We start from the raw sequence: 15,658 nt of genomic DNA on the forward strand, positions 1-15,658 counted from the left end.
TTCTGCTATGCAAAAAACCAAGGATCTTGTTTCTTAAATACATTGTGAGAACTAATTAATTTCCATTGTCTTAATGGTACTATAACCATAGTATCCCACAAAAGCCAAGCACAGAGCCGGTAAAATAAAAGAAAAGTTTACTTCTGGAATATACCCCAATAAATTTAAGTCGGCAAAGCCATCGCCTCCCCAATCTAAAATCGCAGCTTGTACTATGGGCATTAAAGCGCCTCCAACAATAGCCATAACCAAGCCTGCTGAACCAATTTTTGCTTCATCACCCATATCCTTTAAGGCTATACCATAAATGGTTGGAAACATAATAGACATGAATACAGAAATAGCTACTAAAGAAATCAACCCTGCAATACCGGGAAGTATTATTGCTCCAATACTAGCAATAGCACCACCTGTACCAAAAAGCATTAGAACTTTTGAAGGATTGAGACGTTTCATCAAGCCAGTACCTATCCAACGACCACTTAAAAAAAGTATCATAGCGGCTATATTATAATTTGTTGCTGTTAAATTCCACCCCGTACTTTCATTCAAATTATCGACATAGTGAAAGATGTATGTCCAACACATAATTTGCGATCCAACACAGGCAGCTTGCGCTAAAACACCGTTTAAATAGTTTTTATTAGCAAGTACCTTTTTAAAAGAAAGCGCAAGAGACATCTTATCTTCAACCGGCGTTTTTGGAATTTTAGTAAATAAAATGATAGCCATGATTACTAAAACCAAAACACCCAAACTTAAATAAGGCACACTAATAACCCCCAGGTCGTTTTCACGAATGGCCGCCAGTTCATTTGAAGATAAAGCATTGTATGCCTCAGAGGTATAATCGTCCGAACGCAATGCTGCTAGTACAAACACTTGTGCTATAATCATGCCCGTTAGCGACCCCACAGGATTAAAAGCTTGGGATAAATTTAAACGCTGTGTAGCGGTTCTTTTATCGCCAAGCGCTAAGATTAAAGGATTAGCCGTTGTTTCTAAAAATGCTAATCCGCAAGTTATTACCCATAAGGAAATTAAAAAGTAATTATATTCTTCATAAAGGGCTGCAGGGTAAAACAAAAATGCACCAGTTGCATAGAGTATCAGCCCTAAGAGAATCCCTGATTTGTAACTAAAACGTCTTATAAACAGTGCTGCCGGCAAGGCCATAAAAAAATACCCAAAATAAAAAGCAAACTGCACTAGTGAAGCTTGAATATTAGACAGTTCGGGCATTACTTTCTTAAAAGCGGATACCATTGGATTTGTTAAGTCGTTTGCAATGCCCCATAAGGCAAAAAGCGATGTTATTATTATAAAAGGAAATAACAACTCCCTATTTACTACTGCGGCCTTTGTTTTACTGGTCATATGGTTTGGTTTATTTAAAATTATAGGACTGAAGGTAACGTTCCTGTACTATCTGCAAATTGTTCAGTAGGCACATCAACTTTATTAAGCATGCTCACAAATAAGTTAGACATAACTGTGTGTTTTTCCTCAAATTTGGTATAGCTACCGTGTTTAACACCTAAGTTAGTACCACCTGCTAAGACAAGCGGATAATTTCTAGCATTATGTGTAGAGCTACAAGCACTACCATATAGAATAAGTGTATTATCCAATAGCGAACCGTGTTCGTCTGTTGTATTCTTCATTTTATCAATAAAGTAAGCTAACTGTTTTGTTAGCCATTGGTCATAACGCCCCCATTCTTCCCAGTGCCCTCTGGTTTTATCGTGAGAAATTCCATGATGCCCTTTTAACCCTAACGCTATTTTTGGAAAATTATCACCAAAGCCCATACCATCTTCCCTTGCCATCATATAGGTAATAACCCTCGTAGAATCTGTTTGAAAGCCCAACACCATCAAATCCAGCATAGATCTTACATAATCCTGCGGAGCCGATACCGGATCGACATCTAGGTTAATTAAACTAGCATCAAAATCTTTCATGGGAACATCTAACCAACGTTCATTTCTTTTTATCTGCTCTTCAACTTGATTCAAGGATGTTAAATATTCATCTAACTTTGCTTTGTCATTAGCTCCCAAACGTCGTTGTAGGTTTTTACTATCTTCTAAAACCAAATCGACAACTTTTTTACCTTGGTGCAAACTTTTCCGTCTTTCGTTGGTAGATGTCATCCCGTTTGGAGAAAAATACCGCTCAAAGATCTCACGCTGCCTGTGCTCCGAGGGAATAGGTCGTCCAGATGAATTAAACGATAAAGTTGACACTCTTGACTTATAGCCTACACCGCCATCAGTAGATAATGACAAAGAAGGAAAGCGTGTATATTGCCCTAACTTTTTAGCAGCGACCTGATCGACAGAAATATTATTTCGATACTCACCCCGTAAATCCCCTCCTGTTAGCCAGGTATCTCCTGCGATGTGCCCCAACAATTGTCGACTGTTCGGGTGACTCAAACCTCCTAAAATTGAAATATCTTTACGGTAAGAAGCCAAAGGCGATAATGTTTTAGTTAACTTATAATCGGTTCCTTCGCCGTGTGGAAACCAGCTCCAATCTTTATGATAATGGCTTTCTATCGGTGGTATACCTACACCATTAGGAAAATAAAGAAAACACAAGCGTTTTGGCTGTGTAGGAGTAATAAATTTTGAAATACTACTCATAGCCATACTTTCAAAATAAGGAAGCATACATGCTACCCCGAAGCCTTTTAAAAAGGTTCTGCGATCTAAATGCCAAGGTTTTTTACTCATAATCCAACTATTTTTTGAAACCAATTAGGTTCCTTTTTATAAAATGACGGACTCAAAACAATTTGAGTTACGACCGATTGAAAACGATAGTCATCTTCTATGACTTCTTCTACCATATCATCAATTGTTTCCTGATCTGCAAAACTAACATCCCTGCCTAACGCATAAGCGTAAAGATGTTCTATTAACGATCTGGTGAAATCCTCTTTTTTTAACCTCAAAATATAATCTTTAATACCCTGAATACCTTCCACTTCTGTACCATCTGGTAACTTCGATTTAGAATCAATTGGTTTTCCATTTGAAGCTTCTAAACGGTATCTTCCAACGGCATCATAATTTTCAAAAACAACGCCATAAGGATCAATCTTTCGGTGGCAATCCAAACATGAGGTCTTATTTCTGTGCAAGAACAATTGCTCTTTTAAAGTTAAATCCTCAAAGCCAGGAGTTTCTGGGTCTAGCTCGGGTACATTTGGTGGCGGTGGCGGTGGGGTATCCCCTAATATCTTTTCCTTTAACCAAACAGCTCGTTTTATAGGGTGCGCCTGAGCACCATCGGAATGACCATTTAGGAAAGCCCCTTGTGAAAGTAATCCACCTCTATGCATGTCTTCAGTTAAAGCCACAGGGCGAAATACATTCCCTTGCACCCCTTCTACCCCATAAAACTCGGCAAGGTTTTGATTAAGCATGGCAAAATCTGAGTCAATTAAATTCAGAATGCTCATATTATTCTTTAATACATAACTTATAAATTCATAAGTTTCCTTTGTCATGTCTTCTTTTACAAATCTGGTGTAGTCTGTATATTCATGAACATCTGTATCCATACTTTTATGCCTGTCTAAACGCAACCACTCATAAGTAAATGACTGTACCATTCTGGTTATTCTTGGATCTTGCACCATACGCTCCACTTGCTCTGGCAATTCATCATACAAATCACCTTCTTTAGCTAAAGCCATTAAGGTCTCGTCTGGAGGCGAATTCCATAGGAAATAAGACAATCTGGAAGCCAGAATAAATTGGTCATCCGACTTTTCTTTTTTCGGCTGTTCGGGTTCATATATGTAAATAAAATTGGGAGAACATAACACGGCAACCAAAACTTCTTTAACACCATCCTCATAACGTTCAAAATCCCCTTTAATATCTCTCCAAAAATTCATATAACGCTCTAGCTCTCCTGGGTTTAGTTCTCGTCGAAAAGCACGCTCCATAAAATGCGTTAAAACTTCTTCTGTATAAAGGGCTTCATTAGCTTTGTTAGGTGAATCGAAGAAAATATTTGTATGACTTTTTGGAGGCCATACAGGGTAATAAGGTGCTTCAAATTCTACGGACTTAATTAGTAAAGGCGGACCGTTAAATCGACTTTCCTTGACCAAATGGTTATTCCAAAGCCCTAAAGTCAAAATATTTGCCAAATCGCCACTCACTTGAGAGCTTTCCAAAGGAATTGGTAAGTTTTCCAATCTCCCTTCAAACTCAAACATTTGAGATTCACCAAAAGGAGCTGTTACCTCTTTGCTTTCACCAAAGGTTTTATAATCCATCCCATCATCTGTTCTGGATCCTGCAAATACCTGAATGGATGGATTTACCGATTTATACTTTAATTCATTCTTTTCTGCTTCATTCTCGAAAGCTGCTTCAGCCAATGCTTCCTCAGATAATGGTGTTAACACAATACGGCTAAACCCAACAAAAAATTTACCTCCAATAGATCCTTTATGGGCTCCTTCCGATAAATAAATCAATGTAACGGGCGTAGTAATTTGATTGACATCTTTTTGTTCTTGCTTCATATAAAGGCGCTTACTAACCATCCCATTCTTTTTACCTCCTAAAAGATTCATATTATAGGAAGGCATAGCATCATCTGACGCATAAGGATGTACCAAGTCCACTTGGTATACGCCCGACTTTGGCACATTATATTCAAAATTAGCTTGGGAAATTGCAGCAACATCTTCAGGCATTAACAGCTTATTTTTTAATATTAAGTTTTTAGCAGGTGTTACATCTTTAGCCGTTATGAATATAGCTTCGGAAGACTGTGGTGCAGGAATATCTCTTCTTAAATCAATTAAGCGTTCATCCTCTGTTAACCAGGAGCTATAGCCTCTGGAAGCTTCAACCCTCAAAACAAAATCTCCTGTCCTTGGAAAATCTTCTTTAACTAACATTTTTAAATTAGGAGATGGTCCTTGCCATGACTTAGGTGCTACTTCCTTAGCTGGTAATGCCGAACTTAAAATAATGCCTTCATTTACTACAGCATAACGGTTACTTGCGGAGCCCCTCATACCAACACCTATTTTATTTTTAAGTGCAGTTATAGGATTGGCCTCCTGTTTTGTTGTATCGGCTACAAAAGGAACGTCCTGACCATTTAAGATTTCTATATGCAAATCTTTCTTTTTAATTGCAGCTGTTTGATAGCCCCAATATTCAGTTCCTGTTTTACCGTCTCCTATATCTTTTCCAAAAGTCACTTTATATTTTTTAACCTCAGGTTTTTCTCCTAAAACAATGGCTTTATCCAGGGCTTCTCTGGCTATTTTCTGGTAGTAATCTATATGTAATGATGATGTCTGTAAAATATTCCCATTATTACTAAAGCCCATCTTAGATTTTCCGTCGTCAGGCAAAACATCTCCGAAATTAACCGAAACACCGAGTAATTCATTCAATGTGTGCGTGTATTGTTTTTTTGTTAATCTACGCATAACCCCTTTATCGGCATCCTGCTTGGCAATAGCAGCTTGCTCTAAGTTCTTGGTCATCCATTCCACTACTGCCCGGCGTTCATCATCTTGCAATTGGGGTTCTTCCTCTGGTGGCATCTCACCCGAGTTAATCATATCCAATGCAGAATGCCATCCTTCGGCATCAGGACCATTAATCATGTCCCAATGCAAAACATCCAAACGAACGCCTCCTTTTTGTTTATCTTCACCATGACATTCAAAACAATATTTTTCCATGACGGGCCTTACCTTTGTTTGATAATGTACCGCTTGAACCGAAGTAGAATCTCCTGGATTATTTAATGCCATATAAACTCCATAATTTTCAGGAGCAACCCCAAGAACAGTCTTAAGCCCAGATGGCATATATTTAGTTAAATAATTGGCTCCATGTGTTAACGAACCACCATAGTGTCCTGCTAAGGACAGTAAAACAACGTTAACCAACAGAACAACTCTATACACCTTACTTACTTGATCTTTTTGTACTGATGACCTTTTGTGGCGTAGCACAAGCAACCAAACGCATACTAAGGCCGTAAACCAACCAAACCATTGATGCTTTTCTAAGGCATCATCGTTATAATTACCACTGTACGCCAATAGGAATCCAATAATAACAGTTGGAATAATACTTAAAGCCGTAAACCAAAGCAAAATATCGCATGCAGTATCCAGGTTCAATTTTGGACGAAGCATACTTATTGTTTCCATTAAGAACAACACTATTAAAGTCCCTATGGGAATATGCAGAATTAAAGGATGAAAGCGTCCTAGAAAAAGAAAAAATGTATTTTCAATTTCACCTAACAATGGAATAAAAAGAACTCCAAAGAGTATGAACGTGAAAATAATAACTGTTATTAACTTATACTTCATAAAAATCAATATTGCAGTATACTACGTTATGGCCAATACAATTACTTAACAGCAACAACTTTATAATATACTTACATTAAGTTATGTTTTACAAATAAAAAAGACGTATCAAATGTCCTTCTCATTAAATCTTCGAAGTGGTTTAAACTTTTTGGATTGAAGCGAAAATTGATGGGTTTGTGACCAGATGAAGGCTTTTTTGAGTCGCATAGCAGGGCAACGTGACGATAAAAAGACAAAATATGGGTGCAAACCGGCAATTTTTTAGCCAATTTGTAAAAGTTTAAATCACTTCTTCGTTAAAAAGTTCCAATATATAATTTATGTAAACTTAAATCCTGTGAAAATCTAACCTTTCCTAATACTATTTTTGCAGTCTACCACAACACTATCTATTTATTAATTTACTTTATAATAGATATTTAAATGTATGTCTGCCTCCAAATCAAAATACTTCGCCTTAATGCCTCTTGAACTATTCGTTATGGCCTTACACTTGTAACTAATGAGCTGCATATAACCTATAACATCATTACAACTATAAATCTACCAATTTTTTTCGTATCTTTAAGTAAACCGTCTCAAAATGAAACCAATAGATATTTATATAGAAAAGTATTTTGATTTGGAGACAAGCATTTAAACATTTAAAATCTCGATTATCAAATAAATCGTATCGTAATGAAAACTTCAATTCGTTTAGAACAGGCTGTACAAAAACTGTATGTAGCATTTCATAACAACGCATTAAACCCGGAATGTTGCAAACAATGTGCTGTGGGTAATATTCTAGACAATACCGAATCTTGGAAACATCTATCGGACAGACATGGCAGCTTAAAACTTAACTATGTGGGCATGGTAAACCAAAACTTAGGCCGAAAATTTAATGGCTATACACCTCAAGAGTTATTACATATTGAAGCCATCTTCCTTAAAAATTGTGGTTATTCTATTCCCTTGCACTACCGAGGTACGCGACCTAACAACCCCGAAGATAAAGATTTACTTTTTAAGGGACTGTGTGCAGTTATTGCATACCTGTGTGAACTCGACGGTATCTCGAATGTAATGGATTATACCAAACTTTTTGAAACTCATGTAAAAAGACAAAACACACTACATCAATCTTTTAACGTTACATAACAAAAGAATTATAATCCTTATTTATATGTAAGATATTTAAAAACTATAAAAAAACCCAACACTTGGTGTTGGGCTTTACTTTTACTTAGTATTGGGATACTATTTATCCTCCAAAGTCGTCAAATCTAATATGCTCATCTGGGATACCAAAATCTTCTCCCATTTTCTGAACTGCTTTGTTCATTAACGGTGGTCCACAGAAATACAATTCAATATCTTCTGGTGCATCGTGCTTGCTTAGGTAATTATCAATCACACAATTGTGAATAAACCCTACAAACCCATCTCCCGGTGCATCAATATCTTCCTTAACTTTCCAGTTATCTTCTGGTAAAGGCTCAGACAATGCCAAGAAGAATCTAAAGTTAGGAAACTCTTTTTCTAATTCGTAGAAGTGATCTAAATAGAACAATTCGCGCTTAGATCGACCACCATACCAATAGGTAACTTTACGTCCAGTCTTTAATGTTTTAAACAAGTGATATAAATGCGAACGCATCGGTGCCATACCGGCCCCTCCACCTACATACAACATTTCAGACTCCGATTCGTTAATAAAGAACTCGCCATAAGGACCAGAAATCACTACTTTATCTCCTGGTTTTCTAGAGAAAATGTAAGACGATGCAATCCCTGGATTTACATCCATCCAACCATTCTTGGCACGATCCCATGGTGGTGTAGCAATACGCACGTTTAACATGATCTCACGTCCTTCTGCTGGGTAAGAAGCCATAGAATAGGCACGCTCCACAGTTTCATCATTCTTCATCACCAAAGGCCAAAGACCAAACTTATCCCATTCTGCTTGGAATTTATCTGGTGTTTCATGTTCCTCTGGGTGTGCTGTTATATCAATATCAGAATATTTTATTTCGCATTGTGGAATTTCAATTTGAATATATCCACCAGCCTTGTAATTCATATCTTCAGGAATCTCAACAACAAATTCCTTAATAAAAGAAGCAACATTAAAGTTACGTACCACCGTAGCTTCCCATTTTTTAATCCCAAATACCTCTTCAGGAATGGTAATATTCATGTCTTGTTTTACTTTTACCTGACATGCTAAACGCGCTCCGTGCTGTAATTCTTTACGTGTAAAGTGTGGGGTCTCTGTTGGGAGTGCTTCACCACCTCCAGACAATACATGACATTCACATTGAATACAAGTACCACCTCCACCACATGCTGATGGTAAAAATATTTTTTGACTTCCCAAAGTAGATAACAAACTATCCCCCGATCCAACTTCTACTTCCCGCTCGCCGTTAATGGTTATTTTAACAGGCCCCGATGGTGATAATTTTTGTTTAACAACCAATAGTAATGCTACCAATAAAAGCGTAATGATTAAAAAAGCGATTACTGTTGCGATTATTGTTCCTAATGTACTTGCGGCTAAAATCATATTACTCATTTACTTTTATGTTGTTAGCTAACACTTTCTCTTCTTTTGCTTCAGTCGTCTCTGACGCATTAGAAACTATTGTTTCTTCTACCTTTTCATCAACTACTACAGCTGTTTTTGTTTCACTCTTTGCTTCTTCATCACCTCCTGTCAACATACCTCCAAAACTCATAAATCCAATAGCCATTAAACCTGTTATGATAAAAGTAATCCCTAAACCTCTTAATGCAGGTGGTACATTTGAATACCTGATTTTTTCACGAATAGCTGCAATTGCCAAGATGGCTAAAAACCAACCGATACCTGAACCAACACCATAAACAGTTGCCAAACCTAAAGTTGGAATCTCACGAGACTGCATAAACAACGACCCTCCTAAGATCGCACAGTTTACGGCGATAAGCGGTAAGAAAATACCAAGTGAGTTGTATAAAGATGGTGAAAACTTCTCCACTACAATCTCTACCAATTGTACCATGGTTGCAATGGTAGCGATAAACATAATAAACGATAAGAAACTTAAGTCGTAGTCTATATACTCAGCACCTAACCATTTTAAAGCGCCCGGCTGTAACAAATACTGATCTAACAACCAGTTTAAAGGTACGGTAATAGCTAACACAAAAATAACCGCTGCACCAAGACCAACAGCTGTACTTACTTTTTTAGATACCGCAAGGTAAGAACACATCCCAAGGAACGTGGCAAATACCATGTTATCTATAAATATTGATTTGAAAAATAATTCTATATGTTCCATTTATTCTTTAATTATAAATTCAGAATTCTGAATTATTAATGATCTTCTACTAACGCTTTATTTTTAGTTCGTTGTACCCAAATAATAATACCTACCACAATTAATGCCATTGGTGACAATAACATAAATCCATTATTCTCATAACCTAGAGCATACAGGCCTGTTTTTTCGATAGGGTCACCCAGCACTTTAAACCCTAATAAGGTTCCCGATCCCAGTAACTCTCTAAAGAAACCTACCATCACCAATATAATACCGTACCCGGCAGCATTACCAACACCATCAAGAAACGATCGCCAGGGGCCATTCCCCAAAGCAAAGGCTTCAAAACGTCCCATGATAATACAGTTGGTTATAATTAGACCTACGAATACCGACAAGGTTTTACTTAGTTCATACGAAAACGCTTTAAGTACCAAATCTACTATAATTACTAAAGTAGCAACTACTACAAGCTGTACAATAATTCTAATCTTAGAAGGAATAATGTTTCGCATTAATGAGATTACTACGTTCCCCAATCCTAATACAAATAATACAGAAATGGACATCACGATCGATGCTTTTAACTCAGCCGTAATTGCCAAGGCCGAACAAATACCTAATACCTGGATGGTAATTGGGTTATTATCTGCTAACGGATCTAATATTAACTTGCTGTCTTTTTTTGATAAAAGTCCCATAAAATGCTAGTTTTTTAAAGTTTCGAAATATGACTTATAAAGCTTTAAATCACTTTTAATCATTGCTGTTACACCATCACCTGTAATAGTCGCTCCGGCAATAGCATCTATTTCATTATCAGTTTTATCGTCGTTCTTTGGGTCGGCGTTACCTTTTGCTACAGTAATGCCCTTAAAATTACCTGAGGCATCCAATAAGTGCTCACCAATAAAATCGTCCATAAAGAAACGCTCTTTAATATTTGCACCCAAACCAGGAGTTTCTCCTTTATGGTCAAAATAAGCGCCTTGAACTACCATGTTGGCATCCAAAGCAACATAACCCCAGATAGCATCCCAAAGACCTTTACCTCTAATAGGTGCGATGTAATAGGTTTCACCATCTTTCTCACCAATAAATAAAGGCAACCGTCTTATTTTACCTGCTTTGGCATTGGCCTGTTCTTTTTTAACATCAATTAAATAGGCTTGGTCATTTTCTGTCACCTTTCCGTTTTCAATAACCAACTGTTTTGTGATGTATTTTGAAAATGCTTCCGGTGCTTTATCGGTTGAAATGAAAGTAGCACTGCTTCCATCATTTTCGTTAATACCCATTGCATACAAAATATTTTGTTGCTTTTCTAAACGCTTATTTTCGTTAATTCTTGGCTTTAATGATTCGGCAGCAAAAGCTAATAATGCACCTACCAAAAGCACCATTCCTATGGCGAATATAATTGTATATGAATTTTTATCCGTTTTCTTTTCCATTTTTTAAGTTCATAAAATTATAAAGTATTTAAAGTGTCTAAAGTTTGCTAGCAATCGATGTGAAAATTGCTAAAAGCTCTTTCGCTTCTTTCCTTAACTCATTTATTTTATTATTATTTATCCAATTCATTTTCTCTATTATCTCAAGCCAATAATCTGCTTCACTCGCTTCGCCTAAGCTAATTTTAATTTTATTTTTAAAATCTTTTTTGCTTCGACTTCTATTAGCTTCTCTATAATTAGCTCCAACACTGGTTCCAGATTTTGTTAATTGATTTCTTAAAACAAAAGCTTCAGTTGTGTTTGGTAAACTTACTGACAAATTTATAATTTCAATGGCAAACTTAATGGTTCGCTTTTCTAATTTTTCAGCAAATTCTTTATTAGTCATAATTGAGAGTCTAAAGTCTTAAGTATTCAAAATGCCTAAAGTTAACTTTCAAATTATGTTTTTCATTTACATAAACCTTGAGTATTTAAAAGCACTTTAAACTTCAAGTACTTTATATACTTTTAACTTTTAAACGTTTCTTTCTTTTCTTGACATTGCCTTGCACCACATAATGGTCGATAGTTGGCGCAAATACGTTCATTAGCAGAATCGCCAACATCACACCTTCTGGATATGCTGGATTGAATACGCGAATCATAATAGAAATAAACCCTACCAAGAAACCATATATCCATTTTCCTTTATTGGTTTGAGAAGCCGTAACTGGATCGGTAGCCATAAATACGGTACCAAAAGCAAAGCCCCCAATTAATAAATGATGCCACCAAGTTGTACTCATTAAACCGTAAAACTTACTTGATTCTGTTATCCATCCGCTGTCTACAACCTGATTAAATATTAGGCCCATTACAATGGCTCCTAACACAGACGACAACATGATTCTCCAACTTCCAATTTTAGCAAAGACTAAAAACAAACCTCCTAATAAAATTAATAAGGTAGACGTTTCTCCTACCGAACCAGGAATAAAACCGAAGAACATATCCATGACGCTGTAACCAGCTTCTTTGCCCTGTGCCAAGCTTCCTAAAATGGTTTCTCCAGAAATAGCGTCTAAATTAGCCCCAGCAGCAATCTCTTCTGTCCTTTTAACTGCGCCTTCAACCCATACTTTATCACCACTCATCCAAGTTGGATAAGCAAAAAACAAAAAGGCTCTTATAGTTAAGGCGGGATTTAAAATATTCATCCCTGTACCACCAAACACTTCTTTTCCTATCACAACACCAAAGGCTACTGCTACAGCTAACATCCACAATGGAATATCAACAGGCACAATAAGCGGCACTAGCATACCTGTTACCAAGTACCCTTCTTCAACCTCGTGCTTTTTTATAATCGCAAACAAGAATTCAATACCCAAACCTACACCGTAAGACACGATAACCAATGGTAATATTTTCCAAAAACCAATTAAAAAGTTATCTAAAGTCCAAAATTCTGGGCTAAACAATCCTGCAGTTACCGCTTGAATTTCACCAAAGGCTACATTGTGTTGGTAACCGGCATTAAACATACCAAAAATTAAACACGGTACCATAGCCATAATAACCGTATTCATAGTACGCTTTAAATCGTCGGCCGCTTTAATATGCGTACCACCGTGGGTAGTCTCGTTTGGTAAATATAAAAAGGTATGAAGCGCATTAAAGGCAGGAGCCATTTTGGAGCTTCTATACTTTCTTTTTAAAATATGTAATTTACTTTTTAAACTCATTATCCTATCTCTTTAAGCATTAAGTCAAGACCTTCTCTTATAATTTTTTGATGTGGTTGTTTAGACACACAAACAAATTCTGTTAAAGCAAAATCTTCAGGAGCTACTTCATACATTCCCAAAGCTTCCATTTCATCTAAATCTTTATACTTACATGCCTTTAATATTTGCATTGGATAAATATCTAGAGGGAATACTTCTTCGTAAGTTCCTGTTGTTACAAAAGCACGATGTTCCCCATTGGTGTTGGTATTTAGATCGTACTTTTTATTTGGTGTTAACCAAGAAAAAGTTAGGGCTCTTGACGTTGATATCTTATTAAATATTGGTTTATTCCAACCAAAGAGTTCGTAATCATCTCCTTCTGGCAGTATAGAAATAACATTGCTGTAATAGTCTAAATAACCATCAGGACGAATGCGCTTTCCACTCAACACATTCCCAGAGATAATTCTGGCATGAGCGCCTTCAGCTAACCCTTTGTCGTAAATCATAGTAGCGACTTCACTACCAAGCTTTGTTACAAAATACCTTGGTTTTTCGACTAAAGATCCTACCAAAGCGACAATGCGCTCGGCATTGAATTTTCCAGTTAACAAAAGCTCACCTATTATTACTAAATCTTGGGGATTAACCGTCCAAACAGCTTCACCTTTGTTTACAGGATCAATTTTATTAATCTGCGTACCTACATTCCCAGAAGGATGTGGTCCCGAAACCTTGTGAAGTGTAATTCCAGACAAACCTGCTAATGGCGAATTAGTACTTGCTTTCCCTATAGAAACATGTACCTTACCATCGGTAAGTTTTCCTAAAGCTGTAACCGCTGCCTGCAATTCGGCCTCCTTACCTTTTAAAGTAAAATCGTAATCGGCTGCCAATGGCGCACTTGCATAACCAGAGATAAAAATAGCTTTTGGTGACTTGTCGGGATTAGCAATAACATCATATGGACGTTGTTTGATAAATGGCCAACATCCCGAAGCTAACAAGTGGTTCTTAATGGCTTCAGGTGTTTCACTATCTACATTAAACACCCCATTATCTTGATACGTTTGTGCTTTATCAGCCTGAATTTTAATAGCTAATATTTTTCGTTTTTCACCACGAGTAATTTCTAAAACCTCTCCCGAAACAGGAGACACAAACTTTACAGCTTCATTGGATTTATCATAAAATACAGGTTCTCCTGCTTTTACTTTAGTTCCAACTTTAGAAATTAATTTAGGTATAACGCCGTGGAAATCTTCAGGTCTTAAAGTATAAAAGTTACTTACTGTTGCCTTTTCCAAGGTTTGTTCAGCTTCACCTTTAAGTTTAATGTCTAGACCTTTTTTAATGCGAATGTCGTTTGACATATTTTTTTTATTGAAATTAGTTGTCTAAAAATCGCTGCAAAAGTACAAATTTATAATGCAGTTTTCATAATAAATTATGCATAATTTTATGTACTTAACAAGAACTTTTACGTTGGGTATTAATTTTGCTTATATTTACAAAAATACCTGTAGCAAATCATGATATTCAAGTCCTCTATCTTTTTAACCTTCATTTTCTTTCCAATGCTGTTTTTTTGCCAAGTAAAAGAGGTGAATCCTCCTGCATACATTAAGACCATAACTTTTAGAGGCGACACACGAGAAAGCCAATTACCTTTATTAAAACTTGGTGATTATTTGGTTTTGGAATTCGATGTTCTAAACGGTGACGAAAGTGACTTTTATTATAAAATTGAGCATTACGATTTCGACTGGAGACCGTCTGCTTTGGCTAAACCCGAATTCATGGACGGTTTCGACAATCAGCGTATCAGAAATTACGAAAACTCCTTTAACACCTACCAGGTTTACTCGCACTACCGACTTACTATACCCAATGCCCAAACCAAACGTTTAAAAGTTTCGGGGAATTACATACTTTCTATTTTTAATAATGACAACGAGCTTATGTTTTCAAGAAAGTTTATGATTTACGAAGACAAAGCTTCGGTAGGCGTTAGTATAAAGCGCACACGAGACATACAGTTTATTGAACAAAAACAACGTGTCGATATCACGATTGCATCCAACACCATGCATTTCAAAAACCCGAAGCAAACAGTAAAGACTTTAGTTGTTCAAAACAACAACCTAAATACAGCTATTTCCAATTTAAAACCCCAATACACTATTGGGAACAAACTGATTTACAAGTACGATACCGAATCTAGTTTTTGGGGTGGCAACGAATATTTATTCTTTGAAAACAAAGATGTGCGCGCAGCTAATACTGGTATACAATCTATCGACTTAAAAGACATTTACCACAACTACTTGTTTATAAACACACCTAGAGCCCATAAACCTTACACTTACAACCCTGACATTAATGGCAATTATGTTGTTACAAGCATTGGAACTGAAAACCCCAATATTGAAGCCGACTATGTTTGGATGCATTTTGCCTTGGAAGCAAACGAATCGCTCCTAAACAAATCCATACATGTTTACGGTAACTTTAACAACTATGCCATAGAAGAAAGCACAAAACTCTATTACGATCCAGATAATGATATTTTTGTAAACCAAATGCTTTTAAAGCAAGGGTTTTACAATTACAAGTATGTTGTGGTAAATGAAAATGGTTCCATTGACGAAGGCGTTATAAGCGGTAATTTTTACCAAACAGAGAACGACTACAAAGTTATTGTTTACTACCGCGACCTTGGGGCGCGTTACGATAAAATTATTGGTCTGGGATCTGGCAGCTCGGTAAACATTTCTAATTAGCAGCCGCATTATTTAAATAGCTTCAATAAAA

The 15,658-nt window shown here is 36.6% G+C and carries 12 protein-coding genes; 2 read left to right on the forward strand and 10 right to left on the reverse strand.

All coding sequences use genetic code 11. From position 1 onward, the window contains the following. Positions 1-51 precede the first annotated feature (51 nt). The 3 genes from fucP to JF259_RS00290 are packed head-to-tail and all read right to left on the reverse strand — an operon-like array spanning position 52 to position 6,376. Complete coding sequence (fucP, locus tag JF259_RS00280; RefSeq protein ID WP_199111906.1) at positions 52-1,377, reverse strand: L-fucose:H+ symporter permease; 1,326 nt, start codon at positions 1,375-1,377, stop codon at positions 52-54. 20 nt (positions 1,378-1,397) lie between these two features. Further along, a complete protein-coding gene (locus JF259_RS00285; RefSeq protein WP_199111908.1) occupies positions 1,398-2,741 on the reverse strand; it encodes a DUF1552 domain-containing protein in 1,344 nt (447 codons plus the stop codon). After that, positions 2,738-6,376, reverse strand: a complete 3,639-nt coding sequence (locus tag JF259_RS00290; protein ID WP_199111910.1) for a DUF1592 domain-containing protein — start codon at positions 6,374-6,376, stop codon at positions 2,738-2,740. The genes JF259_RS00285 and JF259_RS00290 overlap by 4 nt, the downstream gene beginning before the upstream one ends. Before the next feature lie 681 nt (positions 6,377-7,057). Between JF259_RS00290 and JF259_RS00295 the strand changes: the two genes are divergently transcribed. Next, positions 7,058-7,522, forward strand: coding sequence for a Na(+)-translocating NADH-quinone reductase subunit F (locus JF259_RS00295; protein WP_199111912.1), 465 nt, complete (start codon positions 7,058-7,060; stop codon positions 7,520-7,522). Between the two features lie 103 nt (positions 7,523-7,625). On the opposite strand, the gene nqrF is transcribed toward JF259_RS00295, so the two are convergent. From nqrF to JF259_RS00330, 7 genes are all read right to left on the reverse strand, one after another. After that, positions 7,626-8,933: an NADH:ubiquinone reductase (Na(+)-transporting) subunit F gene (nqrF, locus tag JF259_RS00300; protein ID WP_199111914.1), complete on the reverse strand. Its 1,308-nt coding sequence runs from the start codon at positions 8,931-8,933 to the stop codon at positions 7,626-7,628. A 1-nt stretch (position 8,934) separates the two neighbouring features. Continuing rightward, positions 8,935-9,693, reverse strand: a complete 759-nt coding sequence (gene nqrE, locus JF259_RS00305) for an NADH:ubiquinone reductase (Na(+)-transporting) subunit E (protein WP_199111916.1) — start codon at positions 9,691-9,693, stop codon at positions 8,935-8,937. 35 nt (positions 9,694-9,728) lie between these two features. Next, the gene (locus tag JF259_RS00310) at positions 9,729-10,376 is read right to left on the reverse strand and encodes an NADH:ubiquinone reductase (Na(+)-transporting) subunit D (RefSeq protein WP_199111918.1); all 648 of its coding nucleotides are present in this window, start codon (positions 10,374-10,376) and stop codon (positions 9,729-9,731) included. Positions 10,377-10,382: 6 nt separating this feature from the next. Beyond that, positions 10,383-11,129 (reverse strand): Na(+)-translocating NADH-quinone reductase subunit C, encoded by a 747-nt coding sequence (locus JF259_RS00315; protein WP_199111920.1) that lies wholly within the window; start codon positions 11,127-11,129, stop codon positions 10,383-10,385. A gap of 37 nt (positions 11,130-11,166) precedes the next feature. Then, on the reverse strand, positions 11,167-11,520 hold the full coding sequence (locus JF259_RS00320) for a four helix bundle protein (protein ID WP_199111922.1): 354 nt from the start codon (positions 11,518-11,520) through the stop codon (positions 11,167-11,169). 112 nt (positions 11,521-11,632) lie between these two features. Further along, complete coding sequence (locus JF259_RS00325; RefSeq protein WP_199111924.1) at positions 11,633-12,859, reverse strand: NADH:ubiquinone reductase (Na(+)-transporting) subunit B; 1,227 nt, start codon at positions 12,857-12,859, stop codon at positions 11,633-11,635. Further along, positions 12,859-14,217 (reverse strand): Na(+)-translocating NADH-quinone reductase subunit A, encoded by a 1,359-nt coding sequence (locus JF259_RS00330; RefSeq protein WP_199111926.1) that lies wholly within the window; start codon positions 14,215-14,217, stop codon positions 12,859-12,861. The genes JF259_RS00325 and JF259_RS00330 overlap by 1 nt, the downstream gene beginning before the upstream one ends. A gap of 159 nt (positions 14,218-14,376) precedes the next feature. Between JF259_RS00330 and JF259_RS00335 the strand changes: the two genes are divergently transcribed. Continuing rightward, positions 14,377-15,627: a type IX secretion system plug protein gene (locus tag JF259_RS00335; protein ID WP_199111928.1), complete on the forward strand. Its 1,251-nt coding sequence runs from the start codon at positions 14,377-14,379 to the stop codon at positions 15,625-15,627. The last annotated feature ends 31 nt before the right edge of the window (positions 15,628-15,658 follow it).

It is taken from the genome of Snuella sedimenti, assembly GCF_016428595.1.
Lineage (GTDB): Bacteria > Bacteroidota > Bacteroidia > Flavobacteriales > Flavobacteriaceae > Snuella > Snuella sedimenti.

Bases quoted from the DNA above. Each gene is read 5' to 3' on its own strand.
- fucP (WP_199111906.1), bottom strand. From the start codon at position 1,377: ATGACCAGTAAAACAAAGGCCGCAGTAGTAAATAGGGAGTTGTTATTT.
- JF259_RS00320 (WP_199111922.1), bottom strand. From the start codon at position 11,520: ATGACTAATAAAGAATTTGCTGAAAAATTAGAAAAGCGAACCATTAAG.
- JF259_RS00330 (WP_199111926.1), bottom strand. From the start codon at position 14,217: ATGTCAAACGACATTCGCATTAAAAAAGGTCTAGACATTAAACTTAAA.
- nqrE (WP_199111916.1), bottom strand. From the start codon at position 9,693: ATGGAACATATAGAATTATTTTTCAAATCAATATTTATAGATAACATG.
- JF259_RS00335 (WP_199111928.1), top strand. From the start codon at position 14,377: ATGATATTCAAGTCCTCTATCTTTTTAACCTTCATTTTCTTTCCAATG.
- JF259_RS00290 (WP_199111910.1), bottom strand. From the start codon at position 6,376: ATGAAGTATAAGTTAATAACAGTTATTATTTTCACGTTCATACTCTTT.
- JF259_RS00315 (WP_199111920.1), bottom strand. From the start codon at position 11,129: ATGGAAAAGAAAACGGATAAAAATTCATATACAATTATATTCGCCATA.
- JF259_RS00285 (WP_199111908.1), bottom strand. From the start codon at position 2,741: ATGAGTAAAAAACCTTGGCATTTAGATCGCAGAACCTTTTTAAAAGGC.
- nqrF (WP_199111914.1), bottom strand. From the start codon at position 8,933: ATGATTTTAGCCGCAAGTACATTAGGAACAATAATCGCAACAGTAATC.
- JF259_RS00295 (WP_199111912.1), top strand. From the start codon at position 7,058: ATGAAAACTTCAATTCGTTTAGAACAGGCTGTACAAAAACTGTATGTA.
- JF259_RS00325 (WP_199111924.1), bottom strand. From the start codon at position 12,859: ATGAGTTTAAAAAGTAAATTACATATTTTAAAAAGAAAGTATAGAAGC.
- JF259_RS00310 (WP_199111918.1), bottom strand. From the start codon at position 10,376: ATGGGACTTTTATCAAAAAAAGACAGCAAGTTAATATTAGATCCGTTA.